This is a genomic window from Mariniphaga sp. (assembly GCF_041687215.1).
GTDB lineage: Bacteria > Bacteroidota > Bacteroidia > Bacteroidales > Prolixibacteraceae > Mariniphaga.
Genome location: NZ_JAWLCI010000017.1, coordinates 1 through 15,121, shown reverse-complemented (window position 1 = coordinate 15,121; position 15,121 = coordinate 1). Strand labels below are relative to the sequence as shown.

General features: G+C 43.0%; 12 protein-coding genes. 4 read left to right on the top strand and 8 right to left on the bottom strand.

From position 1 onward, the window contains the following. The first annotated feature begins 21 nt into the window (after window positions 1–21). Together rpoC and ACESMA_RS08170 are read left to right on the top strand one after the other, a co-directional pair. Window positions 22–4,278 (top strand): DNA-directed RNA polymerase subunit beta', encoded by a 4,257-nt coding sequence (gene rpoC / locus ACESMA_RS08175; RefSeq protein ID WP_372948305.1) that lies wholly within the window; start codon window positions 22–24, stop codon window positions 4,276–4,278. Window positions 4,279–4,282: 4 nt separating this feature from the next. Continuing rightward, complete coding sequence (locus tag ACESMA_RS08170) at window positions 4,283–4,609, top strand: DUF3467 domain-containing protein (protein ID WP_372948304.1); 327 nt, start codon at window positions 4,283–4,285, stop codon at window positions 4,607–4,609. A gap of 64 nt (window positions 4,610–4,673) precedes the next feature. Here the strand turns inward: ACESMA_RS08170 and ACESMA_RS08165 are convergent, their stop codons facing one another. From ACESMA_RS08165 to ACESMA_RS08140, 6 genes are all read right to left on the bottom strand, one after another. After that, window positions 4,674–5,234, bottom strand: a complete 561-nt coding sequence (locus ACESMA_RS08165) for a YdeI/OmpD-associated family protein (RefSeq protein WP_372948303.1) — start codon at window positions 5,232–5,234, stop codon at window positions 4,674–4,676. A gap of 4 nt (window positions 5,235–5,238) precedes the next feature. Then, entirely contained in the window at window positions 5,239–5,589 is a 351-nt protein-coding gene (locus ACESMA_RS08160) for a DUF2200 domain-containing protein (protein WP_372948302.1), read from the bottom strand. A 284-nt stretch (window positions 5,590–5,873) separates the two neighbouring features. Beyond that, complete coding sequence (locus ACESMA_RS08155) at window positions 5,874–6,818, bottom strand: PstS family phosphate ABC transporter substrate-binding protein (protein WP_372948301.1); 945 nt, start codon at window positions 6,816–6,818, stop codon at window positions 5,874–5,876. A 137-nt stretch (window positions 6,819–6,955) separates the two neighbouring features. Beyond that, a complete protein-coding gene (locus ACESMA_RS08150) occupies window positions 6,956–8,278 on the bottom strand; it encodes an aspartate kinase (RefSeq protein WP_372948300.1) in 1,323 nt (440 codons plus the stop codon). Between the two features lie 2 nt (window positions 8,279–8,280). Further along, a complete protein-coding gene (locus tag ACESMA_RS08145; protein WP_372948299.1) occupies window positions 8,281–9,225 on the bottom strand; it encodes an alpha/beta hydrolase fold domain-containing protein in 945 nt (314 codons plus the stop codon). A gap of 146 nt (window positions 9,226–9,371) precedes the next feature. Continuing rightward, entirely contained in the window at window positions 9,372–10,082 is a 711-nt protein-coding gene (locus ACESMA_RS08140; RefSeq protein WP_372948298.1) for a GntR family transcriptional regulator, read from the bottom strand. A gap of 180 nt (window positions 10,083–10,262) precedes the next feature. Between ACESMA_RS08140 and ACESMA_RS08135 the strand changes: the two genes are divergently transcribed. Then, complete coding sequence (locus tag ACESMA_RS08135; RefSeq protein WP_372948297.1) at window positions 10,263–11,534, top strand: dihydrolipoamide acetyltransferase family protein; 1,272 nt, start codon at window positions 10,263–10,265, stop codon at window positions 11,532–11,534. A gap of 117 nt (window positions 11,535–11,651) precedes the next feature. Next, a complete protein-coding gene (locus ACESMA_RS08130; RefSeq protein ID WP_372948296.1) occupies window positions 11,652–14,120 on the top strand; it encodes a thiamine pyrophosphate-dependent enzyme in 2,469 nt (822 codons plus the stop codon). A gap of 98 nt (window positions 14,121–14,218) precedes the next feature. Here the strand turns inward: ACESMA_RS08130 and ACESMA_RS08125 are convergent, their stop codons facing one another. Continuing rightward, window positions 14,219–14,635, bottom strand: a complete 417-nt coding sequence (locus ACESMA_RS08125) for a HEPN domain-containing protein (RefSeq protein WP_372948295.1) — start codon at window positions 14,633–14,635, stop codon at window positions 14,219–14,221. Beyond that, window positions 14,632–14,955: a nucleotidyltransferase domain-containing protein gene (locus ACESMA_RS08120; RefSeq protein WP_372948294.1), complete on the bottom strand. Its 324-nt coding sequence runs from the start codon at window positions 14,953–14,955 to the stop codon at window positions 14,632–14,634. Before ACESMA_RS08120 ends, ACESMA_RS08125 begins: the two co-directional genes overlap by 4 nt. Between the last annotated feature and the right edge of the window lie 166 nt (window positions 14,956–15,121).

The window sequence follows — 15,121 nt, the reverse complement described above, 5'->3', positions numbered from 1 at the left end:
TAATGATTTTTAATTAGAATTATGGCATTCAGAAAAGATAACAAAGCAAAAGGTGGTTTCTCAAAAATTTCGATCAGTCTGTCTTCTCCCGAAGAAATTCTGGAAAGATCGTTTGGCGAAGTTTTGAAACCTGAAACAATAAACTACAGAACTTATAAACCAGAACGGGACGGCTTGTTTTGCGAGCGTATTTTCGGGCCTGTGAAAGATTACGAATGCCATTGCGGTAAATACAAACGAATTCGTTACAAGGGAATAGTTTGCGACCGCTGTGGGGTTGAAGTAACAGAGAAAAAAGTTCGCCGTGAACGTATGGGGCATATTGCCCTGGTAGTTCCGGTGGCGCATATCTGGTACTTCCGTTCGCTGCCAAACAAAATCGGATACCTGCTTGGGTTACCTACCAAAAAGCTCGATTCTATTATTTATTACGAACGTTACGTAGTAATTAATCCGGGTGTAAAAGCAACTGACGGGGTAAAAGAACTCGATTTCTTAACTGAAGAAGAATACCTCGATATACTCGATTCATTGCCAAAAGACAATCAGTTTCTCGATGATGAAGATCCTAATAAATTCATCGCGAAAATGGGAGCCGAGGCACTTTACGAAATTTTGAGCAGGATTGATTTGGATGACTTGTCTTTTACATTGAGGCACAAAGCAAATACCGAAACTTCTCAGCAGAGGAAAAACGAAGCGCTTAAACGCCTGCAGGTAGTGGAAGCATTCAGGGCAAGTAAAAACCTGAACCGCCCCGAATGGATGATTGTCCGGGTTGTTCCGGTTATTCCTCCCGATTTAAGACCGCTTGTTCCGCTGGATGGCGGACGGTTTGCAACCTCCGATTTGAATGACTTGTACCGCAGGGTAATCATTCGGAATAACAGGTTGAAAAGGCTGATTGAAATTAAAGCGCCTGAGGTTATTCTTCGAAATGAAAAACGAATGTTGCAGGAAGCTGTAGATTCGCTTTTCGATAATTCAAGAAAATCGAATGCCGTAAAAACTGAAAATAACCGGGCACTGAAATCACTTTCAGACAGTTTGAAAGGGAAACAGGGACGTTTCCGCCAAAACCTGCTCGGTAAACGTGTTGACTATTCTGCCCGTTCGGTTATTGTGGTTGGTCCGAAACTGAAAATTCACGAATGTGGTCTTCCAAAAGATATGGCTGCCGAACTTTACAAGCCATTTGTAATCAGGAAACTGATTGAACGGGGGATTGTAAAAACGGTTAAATCGGCCAAAAAGATTGTGGATCGCAAAGACCCGGTAGTTTGGGAAATTCTGGAAAATGTTTTGAAAGGACATCCGGTTCTGCTGAACCGTGCGCCCACACTGCACAGGTTATCCATTCAGGCATTCCAACCGGTAATGATTGAGGGAAAAGCTATTCAGTTGCACCCGCTTGTATGTACCGGTTTTAACGCCGACTTCGACGGTGACCAGATGGCTGTTCACCTTCCGCTTGGAAATGCTGCCATTTTGGAAGCTCAGTTGCTGATGCTTGCATCGCACAACCTGCTGAACCCTGCAAACGGTGCACCTATTCAGGTTCCGTCTCAGGATATGGTTCTTGGTTTATATTACATGACCAAACCACGCGAAGGTTCAAAAGGTGAAGGCATGACTTTCTATTCACCCGAAGAAGTGAAAATTGCTTACGATGAAAGAGCTGTCGGACTCCACTCCATTGTTAAAGTGAAGGTGGAAGACGTGGACGAAAACGGCGAATATTTCAAACATATTATTGAAACGACTGTTGGCCGGATACTGTTTAACGAATATGTTCCGCGAAAAGTGGGATACATTAACCAGTTGCTTACCAAAAAGTCGTTGCGTACCATCATTTCCGACGTTTTCAAAAGATGTGGAAACGCTGAGACGGTAGCATTCCTCGATGCCATTAAAGACCTTGGGTACCACATGGCCTATCGCGGAGGATTGTCGTTTAACATTGATGACGTAATTATTCCTGAAGATAAAGAGACCATTGTTGGAAGTGGTTACGAGGAAGTTGAAGAGGTAATTGCCAACTACAACATGGGTTTTATTACCAACAACGAGAGGTACAACCAGGTTATCGATATCTGGACACATGCCAACTCGAAACTGACCCACTCGGTAATGAAAACCATTAGTACCGACAAACAGGGTTTCAATTCAATTTATATGATGCTTGATTCCGGTGCCCGTGGTTCAAAAGAGCAGATTCGTCAGCTTTGCGGAATGAGGGGATTGATGGCCAAGCCTCAGAAATCTGGCTCAACAGGTTCTCAGATTATCGAAAACCCGATTTTGGCCAACTTTAAGGAAGGCCTTTCAGTACTCGAGTACTTTATTTCAACTCACGGTGCACGTAAAGGTTTGGCTGACACCGCCCTTAAAACCGCCGATGCGGGATATTTAACCCGTCGTTTGGTTGATGTTTCACAAGACGTTATTATTTCGGAAGAAGACTGCGGAACACTGCGTGGTTTGGTGGCAGCAGCCATTAAAAACAACGAAGAAATTGTTGCTTCTCTTCCTGAACGTATTGTTGGAAGAACTTCAGTGCATGATATTTACCACCCGTTAAATGGTGATTTAATTATAAAGTCGGGCGATACAATTACTGAGGAAGTTGCTGCAGCAATTGACGAATCACCCATTGAAACTGTTGAAATCCGTTCAGTGCTCACCTGTGAATCGAAAGTGGGTGTTTGTGCCAAATGTTACGGTCGCAATCTTGCTACCGGATACATGGTTCAAAAAGGAGAGGCAGTTGGTGTAATTGCCGCCCAGTCGATTGGTGAACCGGGAACACAGCTTACACTGCGTACCTTCCACGTTGGGGGTATTGCAGGTAACATTTCGGCTCAATCTGCAGTGGAAGCCCGTTACGACGGGTATGTTGAAATTGAAGAATTGCGCGCCGTTGAAAACAAAGGTGATGACGGCAAACCCGTTGACATTGTTGTAAGCCGGTTGGCAGAACTTAAGATTATTGATAAAAATACACAAATCCCACTTTCTACACATTCCATTCCTTACGGTTCAAAACTGTATGTAAAGAATGGCGATGAAATTAGAAAAGGGAAACTGATTTGTGAATGGGACCCTTTCAATGGGGTAATTATTACTGAATTCGATGGAAAAATTGAATTTGAAAACCTCATAGAAAGTGTTACTTTCCGCGAAGAATCGGATGAACAGACCGGTTACAGCGAAAAAGTGATTATTGAAACCCGGGATAAAACCAAAAATCCGACCCTGAAAATCATGGACAAAGATGGTACGATGATTCGGTCGTACAACTTGCCTGTAGGTGGACACATTTCTGTGGCACAAGGGCAAACGGTAAAAGCAGGTACGGTTCTGGTTAAAATACCGAGGGCTGCCGGAAAAGCAGGCGATATCACTGGTGGTTTACCACGTGTTACTGAACTTTTCGAAGCACGAAATCCCTCCAACCCGGCTGTGGTTTCTGAAATTGACGGTGAAGTTTCACTGGGTAAAATCAAACGTGGAAACCGCGAGATCATCATTACCTCAAAAACCGGTGATGTGAAAAAATACCTGGTGCCACTTTCAAAACAGATTCTGGTGCAGGAAAATGATTACATCAGGGCCGGTACTTCACTTTCCGATGGTGCAACCACACCTTCCGACATTCTGGGCATTAAAGGGCCCACTGCAGTTCAGGAATATATTTTGAACGAAGTTCAGGATGTTTACCGCATGCAGGGGGTAAAAATTAACGACAAACACTTCGAGGTGATTATTCGTCAGATGATGCGTAAAGTGGAAATTGACGATCCGGGTGATACCCGTTTCCTCGAAAAACAAATCGTTGATAAGAACGAATTCCTTTCGGAAAACGACTGGATTTGGAACAAAAAAGTGGTGATTGAACCGGGTGATGCCGAAGGCTTAAAAGCCGGGCAGATTATTTCTGCACGTCGCATGAGGGATGAAAACTCGCAGTTGAGGCGGAAAGACAAAAAACTGGTGGAAGCCAGGGATGCCATTCCTGCAACATCGAGCCAGATTCTGCAGGGTATTACCCGTGCAGCGCTGCAAACCCGAAGCTGGTTGTCGGCTGCATCGTTCCAGGAAACCACAAAAGTACTGAATGAAGCCGCTATTAACGGCAAAACCGATTACCTCGACGGACTGAAGGAAAACGTAATTTGCGGACACCTCATTCCGGCCGGTACCGGGTTAAAAGAATATAAAAACCTGATTGTGGGTTCGAAAGAAGAATACGACAGGTTAATTGATATGAAAAAATAGGACCATGGACGAGAAAAAGCAAAAACAACAGCAGTTGAACATTGAATTGAGTGAAGAAGTGGCCCAGGGAATTTATTCAAACTTGGCTGTTATTACCCACTCCAGTTCAGAGTTTGTTATCGATTTTGTACGCATTATGCCGGGAATTCCTAAGGCGAATGTAAAGTCGAGGGTGATTCTTACGCCCGAACATGCCAAACGGTTGTTGTTTGCTTTGCAGGATAACATTAAAAAGTTTGAAGCCGTTCACGGACCAATTAAGAATGTAAAACCGGGTCCGGGCAATGGAATGCCGCCTATGGCATTTGGCGGTCCAACCGCACAGGCCTGATAAGGTTTATACGAAAAAAAGAGGGATCAGATTACTGGTCCCTCTTTTTCGTTATGCTTTAGTTCTACATAAATTTAATTCGTTTTTGCTGTTCACTTTCGTTAATGGTTTTTTCAAGTCGCGAAAGTTGTGTTTTTTCCATCTTTGCACTCATTATCCACCGGGTAATTATTTTTCTGTATGATAGTGCTTGCTGTGCAAAAAAATTCCATGCTGTTTTGTTTGCTTTAAACAGGTCTTCATATTTGGATGCTAATTTTGAAGGATTTTCGTAGCTGTAAATTTTTGATTTGCCATCTTCTCTGAAATTAAATGCCTTTAGTCCTGCGTTTGTCATTAAACCTGCTTTTTTCAGCTCTTCAACTTTTTTTATATTAATGGCACTCCAGTTGCTTGTTTTTTTTCTGGGTGTAAACCGAATTGAATAACTTTCATCGTCAATGGATTTTCTAACACTGTCAATCCAGCCAAAGCACAAAGCCTGGTCAACCGATTGCGACCAACTCATCGACGGTTTTCCGGTTTTAACTTTATAAAAACCAACCAGTAACTCATTTTCTTTATCGTGGTGTTTTTCCAACCACATTCTAAACTCATCCTGATTCGAAAAGAATGTTACATCCATAGTTTCAATTTCTTAAAATTTTCTCCATGGCCTTGCCTTTGGCCAGTTCATCCACCAGTTTATCCAAATAGCGGACTTTCTGCACCACCGCATCTTCGATTTCCTTCACGCGGTACCCGCAAATCACCCCTTTAATTTTTGAAACATTCGGATTCATTTGTGGCGCCTGTGCAAAAAAAGTTTCAAAATCGCTTTGGCTTTCAATTTGCTGTTGCAGGGTTTGTTTATCATATCCGGTCAGCCAAAAAATAATTTCATCCACTTCCGCTTTTGTGCGTCCTTTTCGTTCTGCTTTTTGAATATACAAAGGATAAACACTGGCAAATTTCATTCTGTAAACTCTGGAATTGTCCATATCTGTAGTTTTAGATTTTAAACTTTTTCAGGTTTCAATTTCCAAATTTTTTCTGAAAGAGGCAAATTTCCGGGAAGGGTAACCAAATCTGGCTGGAACTCTGCAATAAAAATTAAAACCGATAAATGAGATTGTGCTTTATTCCACTGGTTTTCTGATGACTTGGTGAACCGTCCCTAAGTCGGGATCTACCACCCAATAACAGAAAAACCCGGCAACTTGCCGGGTTTTTCTGTTATTTAAAAGTTCAAACTCAAATCATCCATTTTGAAAAAAAATCACTGTCAGTTTGTAATGTACCCGCTTTTTTCAATCATGCGTTTTCCACCTTTGGTCTGAAGGGCTTCATAAACTTTAAAGGCCATGGAAGTTCGGTCCAAATCCTGCCGGACAACAGCATAAACAAACGTTGTGTATGGATAAGACTGGTTTTTGATGGTTTTTTTATCAGGATATACGCCATCCACGCTGAGATGCTTAACTATCTGGTCCCTGACCATTTGTTCCTTGTAATAATAAACAGTGTAACACAGGCCGTTTTCATCCCAACGTAAAGTCGAAAACGGACCTGCCATTCCCGACAATACCGCTTCTGTCCAGTCGGCCATGGGTTCCCCTTTCATCACCAGTGATTCCATCAGTTCCTGGCTACCCGAATTGGCGTTCCTCACATAAGGGGTTATCGGGCTGTCGTTACCCCCTACTTCCTTCCAGTTGGTAATGTTGTTTTTATAAATGTCTTTAATTTGGCTGGTGGTCAGCGAATTTACGGGATTGTTCGTGTTTGTGATAAAAATAAAAGCATCGAGGGCTACCGGTGTAATTTCCAGTTCCACACCCTCCAAACCGGCGGCATCCAGTTCGAAATTGGACGGCTCGCGGGCAACAAGGATCAAATCAGATTCTTTGTTTATCAGGCTCATATAGGCTCCGTGAGTGCCCGAAACGCTTGTCTTTTCATAAAAGTCAGAATAATCATCGATATCGGGATGTACATAAAAAACATTATCGAGGGCCATGTTTCTCGACCAACTGTAATTCAGCCCTAATAATTCACAGTAAATAATGGTTTGCAACGGCCCCGCCGAGGTGGAGCAATCAACTTTGGGATAGTTTTCGGCTGTTAAACCATCTATTACAACGCCAGGGTCTTCGTTTGATTTTTTACATGATAACAGGAGAAAACCAAATAGTAGTCCAAAAGTTAAAGTAATTTTTAAATTTTTCATGGCAGTTTTTTTACGGTAGATATTTTTTTTTAGCTATAGGTTGCGCCCTATCCTGAAAAAAAATTAAAAAATTCATGAGAACTTTTTTTCAGAGGGAAGTCCAATCACTCCCGAACCGTAAAAAAACGTTTGCCGATCTAATTTCCGTTACTTAACAGATTTTCGCTCAATGCCTGCAACGTACTCTTCTTATGTGAGTTTGGTACTAGTACAGAAATGTTGTGGCGACTTCCCCCGTATGAAATCATCCGGATAGGAATACCATCGAGTGCGTTAAACACTTTTGACGCAAATCCACGTTCTTCAGCAATAATATCACCAACAATACAAATAATGGTCATATTATCATCCACTTCCACAGTTCCAAATTTATCCAGGTCATTTTTTATTTTTTGCAGATTATCTTTTTTATCAATGGTAAGCGAAACAGCTACCTCCGAAGTTGAAATCATGTCAATTGGTGTTCTATACTTTTCGAAAATCCGGAATACACTTTTCAGAAATCCGTATGCCATTAACATCCTGTCAGAACGTATTTTAATGGCAGTAATTCCATCTTTTGCTGCTACGGCTTTAATACCTGTACCCGAAGATTCAGCAGTAATAAGTGTTCCGCCGTCGGCAGGATTCATCGTATTTTTTAATCGCACCGGAATATTCTGAACTCTGGCAGGAAATACAGTTTGCGGGTGTAAAATTTTTGCGCCAAAATAAGCCAGCTCAGCCGCTTCGTTAAATGAAAGTTGCTCTATTTTTTTGGTATTCTCCACATAGCGTGGGTCGTTGTTATGAAAACCGTCAATATCAGTCCAAATCTGAATTTCTTCGGCATCAATTGCAGCACCTAAAAGCGATGCAGTGTAATCACTTCCCCCGCGCTGCAGGTTATCAATTTCACCGCTGGCATTCCGGCAAATGTATCCCTGGGTAATGTAATAAGTGGTGGGCCCCACTTCTTGGAGCACCTTTTCTGCATGTTCCCTGATATAATTAGAGTCAGCCATTTTATCTTCATCAATTCGCATAAACTCGAGTGCCGGAAGCAATTTGCAATCATACCCGTTTTCATTCATCAACAGGGTAAAAAGCTGGGTAGAAATTAGTTCGCCTTGTGCAAGGATTGTGTTTTCACCAACTTGTGAAAATTTTCCGGAAGTAAAAGATTTTATAATATTGAAAGCAGACTTTATAATTTTTTGTCCTTTTTTCCTGTTTTCCTCACTTTCAAAAAGTTTTTTCACCACCTTTTTATAGGATGCCTCCAGTTGCCCAATAGAAATACTCGCCGTTTCCCGGTTCTTTTTCCATAACAACCCCGATATTTCGACCAATGCATTTGTAGTACCCGACATAGCAGAAAGCACCACAATTTTTTCTTCTCCGTCAGCAATAATTTTCATTACAGCCCGCATATTTTCGGGCGAGCCAACTGAAGTTCCGCCAAACTTTAAAACCTTCATTTTTAAATTGCTTTTAATCTGTTGTTTAGTTGCAAAGATGTATATTTTTTCTCAAAAAACTTTTCAAAAAAGAATTCAACCAAATCTTTTCCTGAAGAATCTGTAATTCCAATTTCGGGGGCATAAACTATTGCTTCGAGGCCAACTTCATCAGCTTTTTCTTTTAAAGCTTTTGCATGCAACGGATGGTGGTTCAATTCATCTTCGTTGGCAGGAATTCCGTTTTTATGTTTATTGAACACGAATATGGGCGGGTCTTTTTTATCCATTTTACTTAGAAAATCCAGTTCCCGGCGGATTTCATACTGCGCAAACAAATCCACTCCATCCATATTTTTAATTCCGAAAGCTGTGGCAATGGCCAATAATTGTTCTGGCGTATCAGACATGGGAACACCGATGATTTTCTCCCATTGAAATATGTCGTATGTAGATTGCGTTGCAAATGCTCCGGCACAGGTTAAACGTGTTGATTCCCGAAGAACCGGATCCACATTTTGCAAATCGGCCATATCGTCGGAAAATGCCAGCCAAAGCGCAGTTCCGGCTCCTGCAGAACCTCCCGAGCAGGCAATCCGGGTTTTATCGATGTTATATTTATTGGAGTTGTACCGAATGTATTGCAAACACCTTTTCGAGTCGTTGAAACTTGCTATAATTCCATAAGGGGCCTCGGTCATAAACCGGTAGTTGATGGTGGCCACTGAAACGCCGGCATCCAGAAAACGCACCAAATCTTCCGACTCAAAATATTTCGATTTGTCGCCTCCAATAAAACCGCCACCATGAATGTAAATTACAAGTGGAGTGGGAGTTTCCGACTTTGCCATCCAAATATCAAACGTGTTGCGTGGATGGGCGCCGTATCTTTCATTTTCAAAGGTAGCCCGTTCTCCTCTAATGTTTACAGGTTCCTTTATTTCTGTCAATTCAACTCTGTTTCCCAAAATAAAACTGTTTCATTTTACATTAAATGACGTTAATTATTTACGCCACTCTTTTCATTCACTGCGCTCTGATTTTCAATTCAGAAACTGAAATTCGGGCAAAAGTATGATTTAATAAAAAGAGACAAAAATTTTTACAGGAAAAATTAAAACGAACCAAAAATGGCGTGCTTTTCTGAGTTGAAGTAAATGGTGGAGTAAATGTTGAATCCCTCCTTGTTGGTAGTTAGTTTTCGCTCAATATAAAGCACCGGCTGGCCTTTTTTTAACTGAAGCAGGTTTTTAATTTTTTCTTTGGGAACAAGAGCTTTCAGTTGCTGCTCGCCTCCCAAAATATTTATCTGGTAATGTTTTCGTAAAACTTCAAACAGCGATTTGTTCTCCAATGACCGGCTTGTGAACCGGGGCAGATTGATGTTTGGCAGGTGGTTGATGTCGTAAAAAACCGGTTGGTCGTCCACATACCGCAAACGTTCCATGTAAATGCACCCTGATTCCTTTTCCAACTCTGAAAGTTCAAACGCAAACTTTTCGGGCCATTTTCTGATTTCCGGTTTTTGCAAAATATCGGTTTTCAGGTACCTGACCCCAACTGCCGAAGCCGTGCCTGCAATGGACAAAATACCAATGTTTTGCGGCGGTTTTCGCACAATACTTCCCTTTCCCTGTTTTTTCAATATGAGTCCGTCTTTTACCAACGTGTCCAGCGCATGGCGAACCGTTGGGCGCGTCATTCCATGCACGGCACACAACTCGTTTTCCGACGGCAGCAAACTTCCTTCCTCATAAACTCCTGAAAGAATATGCTTCCGAAGCATTTCATATAATTTACGGTATTGCGGCACTTGATTTACCATGCCCCAAAGTTAAAAATATTTTAAATACATAAACCAACTTGTATTTACAAGTTATTCTTTTTATTTTTACACCGTCATAATATCTGGGCTCATTAAATGCCAGATAATATGCTGTGAACAATAAAAGCTGAAATTGAGAATTTGTAACAACAAGTCAAACAAAATAATTCAAAAGAAAAAATGGCAATACCTGTAATGATGCCCCGCCAGGGCCAGTCTGTTGAATCCTGCATCATGGGTCAATGGTACAAGTCGGTGGGCGACGAAGTGAAAGAGGGCGACCTGCTCTTTTCATACGAAACCGACAAGGCTTCGTTTGAGGAAGAAGCAAAGTCAGAAGGAATACTGCTGGCAATCTTTTTCGACGAAGGCGACGAGGTGCCGGTGCTCACCAATGTAGCCGTAATTGGCGCCGAAGGTGAACCGGTGGATGAATTTGCTCCAGGCAGTGAAAAAACTCCCTCTGCTGAGAAAGAACCGGAAAAGGAAGAAAAAGAGGAAGAATCGCCAAAAGTGATTGAGTTCGATGTGGAAGAAAATGAAACCGGGAAACGCATTCGCATTTCGCCGCTGGCCAAAAATATGGCCGAAAAAATGGGCGTGGATATTCATTCGCTAAAAGGCACCGGCCCACGCGGCAGAATCATTGCCCGCGATGTGGAGGTAGCCGCAGAAACGGTTCAAAAACCTGCGACAAAATCAGAACCTGCGGCCAAACCTGCACCTGTACAAAAAGCACAGATCTTGCAAACCGGAGCTGATTTCGAAATAAAATCCATTCCGAATATCCGGAAATTGATTGCAACCGCCATGCATCAGTCGCTGCAAAACTCTGCACAGCTTACCCACCACCTCAGCGCCGATGCGCGGCAACTGCTGAAACTGCGTAAAAAATACAAAGCCGAATATTCCGAAGGAAAAATTCAGCAGAACGTTACCATCAACGATTTGGTATGTTTTGCCGTTATCCGGGCGCTGGAAAAATTTCCGCAGGTAAATACCCACTATTTGGGCGATAAAATAAAATGGTTCAAAAAAGTGCATTTGGGGCTGGCTGTGGACACCGACCGCGGACTTATGGTTCCGGCGCTGCAAAATGCCGACGACCTCTCTGTCACTGGACTTTCCAATCAATTGCAGCAACTGGCTACACAGGCGCGCAGCGGGAATGTCAATCCCGATTTGCTGAGTCCGGAGGCAGCTACATTTACGGTCTCCAACCTCGGAAATTACGGTGTGGAAATGTTTACGCCGGTCATTAATCTGCCGCAAACTGCTATTCTGGGCGTTTGCACCATCGTACTGCGCCCAATGGAAATTGAGGAAGGTGTGTATGGTTTTGTGCCAATGATTGGCCTGTCGCTCACCTATAACCACCAGGCAATTGACGGCGGCGAAGCAACGCGGTTCCTGGCAGAGGTGAAGGAGCAGATAGAGGGGCTTTCAGTTTAAAGTTAAATGTTCAAAGTTTAATGTATGAAGTTGCAGGTTACAGGTTTCAAGTAGCAAGTTAACGTGGAACCTGAAACCTGGAAACTGAAACAAAAATTAAAATAAAATAAAATAACGATGCCAAAAGTACAATTCATAAATCCCGACGAAGTAAGGAAACCCAGACAACTGGAATTTAAACCGATTCCAATCAATCAGTACAACAAAACGATTGAAGAAGAAAAAGAAAATTTCTCCAAAGAAGATTTCCTGCGCATTTTTAACGACATGGTGGTTATTCGCGAGTTCGAAACCATGCTGAACCTCATCAAAACCCGTGGCGAATACAACGGTATTCCGTATAACCATCCTGGCCCGGCTCACCTTTCCATTGGTCAGGAAGCAGCGGCAGTGGGAATGGCCTATAATCTGGATGTGGAAGATTTTATCTTCGGTTCGCACCGCAGTCACGGCGAAATTTTGGCCAAAGGATTGTCGGCCATTGCCAAACTCGATGATGAAACGCTGGAAAACATCATGGAAAAACATTTCGACGGAGTTACGCTTGCGCCTGTAAAAGCCGGCCACACCGGAACCACCAAAGAACTGGCGGTAAAATTCCTGCTTTACGGAACGCTGGCAGAGATTTTTGCCCGCGAAACCGGTTTCAACAAAGGGCTGGGCGGTTCCATGCACGCCTTTTTCACACCGTTTGGCGTTTACCCGAACAATGCCATTGTGGGTGGCTCAGGCGACATTTCGGTTGGCGCGGCGCTTTACAAAAAAGTGAACCGCAAAAAAGGAATAGTGGTGGCCAATATTGGTGATGCTTCTATGGCTTGCGGGCCTGTTTGGGAAGGTTTGGCGTTTGCCACCATGGACCAGTTTACTGAGTTGTGGGAGGGCGATATGAAAGGCGGACTTCCGCTCATCATCAACATCATGAACAACCAGTACGGCATGGGCGGCCAAACCTGTGGCGAAACCATGGGATACGAAGTGGCAGCCCGCATCGGTGCAGGCCTGAACAAAGATCAAATGCACGCCGAACGGGTGGATGGTTACAATCCGCTGGCGGTTATCGATGCCTACCGCCGCAAAAAGAAAATTCTGGAAGAAAAACGCGGTCCGGTGCTGCTCGATGTGCTCACTTACCGGTACAGTGGCCACTCTCCTTCAGATGCTTCGTCCTATCGTTCGAAAGAAGAAGTGGAAGCATGGGAAAGCCAGGATTCCATTGTTTGGTTTGGCAACGAGCTGGTAAAAGCCGGTATTGCCACCAAAGAAGAACTGGAAAAGATTAAAACCGAAACTGAAAATATTGTCACTTCTACTTTGAAGCTGGCCATCGACGATGAAGTTTCGCCCCACATGGATATGAAAAAATATCCGAACCTGATTGGTGAAATGATGTTCAGCGATCAGAGTGTGGATAAAATGGAGGACCGTGAGCCGGACGTAAATCACCCAATGGAAGAAAATCCGAGGGTAAAACAGTTAGCTACCAAAGAACGGTTTATGTTCGACGAAAATGGCAAACCGCACTCCAAAATAAAAACCTATGCATTACGCGACGGTCTGTTTGAAGCCATTGCCGATCGGTTTTACAAAGACCCGACATTGATTGCCTACGGGGAAGAAAACCGCGACTGGGGAGGTGCATTTGCTGTTTACCGTGGCCTCACTGAAGCGCTGCCATACCACCGCCTGTTCAACTCACCCATTTCCGAAGGCGCCATCGTGGGAACGGCCATTGGTTATGCCATGTGCGGCGGACGGGTGATTCCTGAAATCATGTACTGCGACTTCCTGGGCCGCGCCGGCGACGAGGTGTTTAACCAGTTGCCCAAATGGCAGGCCATGAGCGGCAACGTGTTGAAAATGCCCGTGGTTATCCGCGTTTCGGTAGGTTCAAAATACGGCGCACAGCACTCGCAGGACTGGACTGCACTGCCCGCCCATATTCCCGGGCTGAAAGTGGTGTTCCCCGCTACGCCTTACGATGCCAAAGGGTTGATGAACGCTGCCCTGCAAGGGACCGATCCGGTTGTTTTCTTCGAAAGCCAGCGCATTTACGATATTGGCGAAATGTTCCACAAAGGCGGCGTTCCGGAAGGATATTACGAAATACCGCTGGGTGAACCTGACATAAAAAAAGAGGGCGGCGATGTGACCATTCTCTCCATTGGCGCCACGCTTTACCGGGCGCTGGATGCTGCAAAAATTCTGGAAGAAAAATATGATTTATCGGCAGAAGTTATTGACGCCCGCTCGCTGGTGCCGTTTAATTACGATTTGGTGATTGAATCCATCAAAAAAACAGGTCGCATTGTGATTACCGGCGATGCATCGGGCCGCGGGTCGTTTATGCGCGATTTGGCCTCGAACATTACCGAACTGGCATTCGATTACCTGGATGCCCCGCCTGTGGTGGTGGGTTCGCGCAACTGGATTACACCGGCCCACGAACTGGAAGACTATTTCTTCCCGCAGCCGGAGTGGATAGTGGATGCCATTCACGAACGCATCCTGCCTTTACCCGGCCACACCCCGGAAAATGATTTTACGGAAGAAGAACAACTGGACAGAAATGCACGGGGGATTTAGGGTGGCGCGGTTTTGAATCGCGCATGAAAAAAGGCAGCAGGTTTTTGAAACTGCTGCCTTTTTTTTGTGGACTATTCTGTGTATTGATTCATAAGATATTACAGGTAGTTATTTTTATTTTTTTCTATATATATTTTAATCGATGTGATAAATTCTTTCATCTCATCAAACATGTCCCTTATAATTTCTTTTTCAAAAACTACATAAGTGTCATAATCGCCTTTTGTTCTGCGGTTGAATGCTTTATTAATTATTTTCCCGTATTTTGAATCAATTAAACCACTATGAATGAATTTTTTATTGAACCACCCGATGAGTTGCGCATGTTTTGAAGTTTCGAATTCGTAGGCTAATCCTAATGCGAGTAAAGAATAAAACATGCCATAGTAAATCCTGTTAACTGCTGAGCGAAGTCTTTCATTTTCAATTAGTAATTTAACATCCTGAATTGTTTCCTCAGCTTGTTCAAATCGGTATGAGATTAAATTCTTTCTGTCTTCCTTGTCGAGTGTCATGCGTAAATACCGGATTTTATTGCATTAACATAAATTGGCTGTTTCCCGCGAATGGTATTTAATTCATGATTTGAAATTATATGAACATCCAGCAGGATATCGTATTTCAAATCAATATCATAGCATAAGTCAAGGATTCTGTTTTCATCTTTTCCCGTATAATCCTCATTTAAAATGATTAGCACATCATAATCTGAAAATTTATTTGAATCGCCACGGGCCTGTGAACCAAATAGTACCACATCTTTTACAGAATCACCATAATGATGAATCAAATGGTTTTTTAAATCTGACAGTATTTCATTAATGCCTGCACTCATCATTTTTATTTTTTATAAAAATACGAAAAAGAATGAAACGAGCATGTAAAATATTTACATCCAGGGTGATGATTAAAATACGTGCGAGTTCCATATGATACCTTTGAAAATGAACAATTTTAATCATATGAAACCTACATGACAATTTTTTGACACCCACGAGAAT

Coding starts and splice junctions, on each gene's coding strand:
- rpoC (WP_372948305.1), top strand. CDS start 22: ATGGCATTCAGAAAAGATAACAAAGCAAAAGGTGGTTTCTCAAAAATT.
- ACESMA_RS08170 (WP_372948304.1), top strand. CDS start 4,283: ATGGACGAGAAAAAGCAAAAACAACAGCAGTTGAACATTGAATTGAGT.
- ACESMA_RS08165 (WP_372948303.1), bottom strand. CDS start 5,234: ATGGATGTAACATTCTTTTCGAATCAGGATGAGTTTAGAATGTGGTTG.
- ACESMA_RS08160 (WP_372948302.1), bottom strand. CDS start 5,589: ATGGACAATTCCAGAGTTTACAGAATGAAATTTGCCAGTGTTTATCCT.
- ACESMA_RS08155 (WP_372948301.1), bottom strand. CDS start 6,818: ATGAAAAATTTAAAAATTACTTTAACTTTTGGACTACTATTTGGTTTT.
- ACESMA_RS08150 (WP_372948300.1), bottom strand. CDS start 8,278: ATGAAGGTTTTAAAGTTTGGCGGAACTTCAGTTGGCTCGCCCGAAAAT.
- ACESMA_RS08140 (WP_372948298.1), bottom strand. CDS start 10,082: ATGGTAAATCAAGTGCCGCAATACCGTAAATTATATGAAATGCTTCGG.
- ACESMA_RS08135 (WP_372948297.1), top strand. CDS start 10,263: ATGGCAATACCTGTAATGATGCCCCGCCAGGGCCAGTCTGTTGAATCC.
- ACESMA_RS08130 (WP_372948296.1), top strand. CDS start 11,652: ATGCCAAAAGTACAATTCATAAATCCCGACGAAGTAAGGAAACCCAGA.
- ACESMA_RS08125 (WP_372948295.1), bottom strand. CDS start 14,635: ATGACACTCGACAAGGAAGACAGAAAGAATTTAATCTCATACCGATTT.
- ACESMA_RS08120 (WP_372948294.1), bottom strand. CDS start 14,955: ATGAGTGCAGGCATTAATGAAATACTGTCAGATTTAAAAAACCATTTG.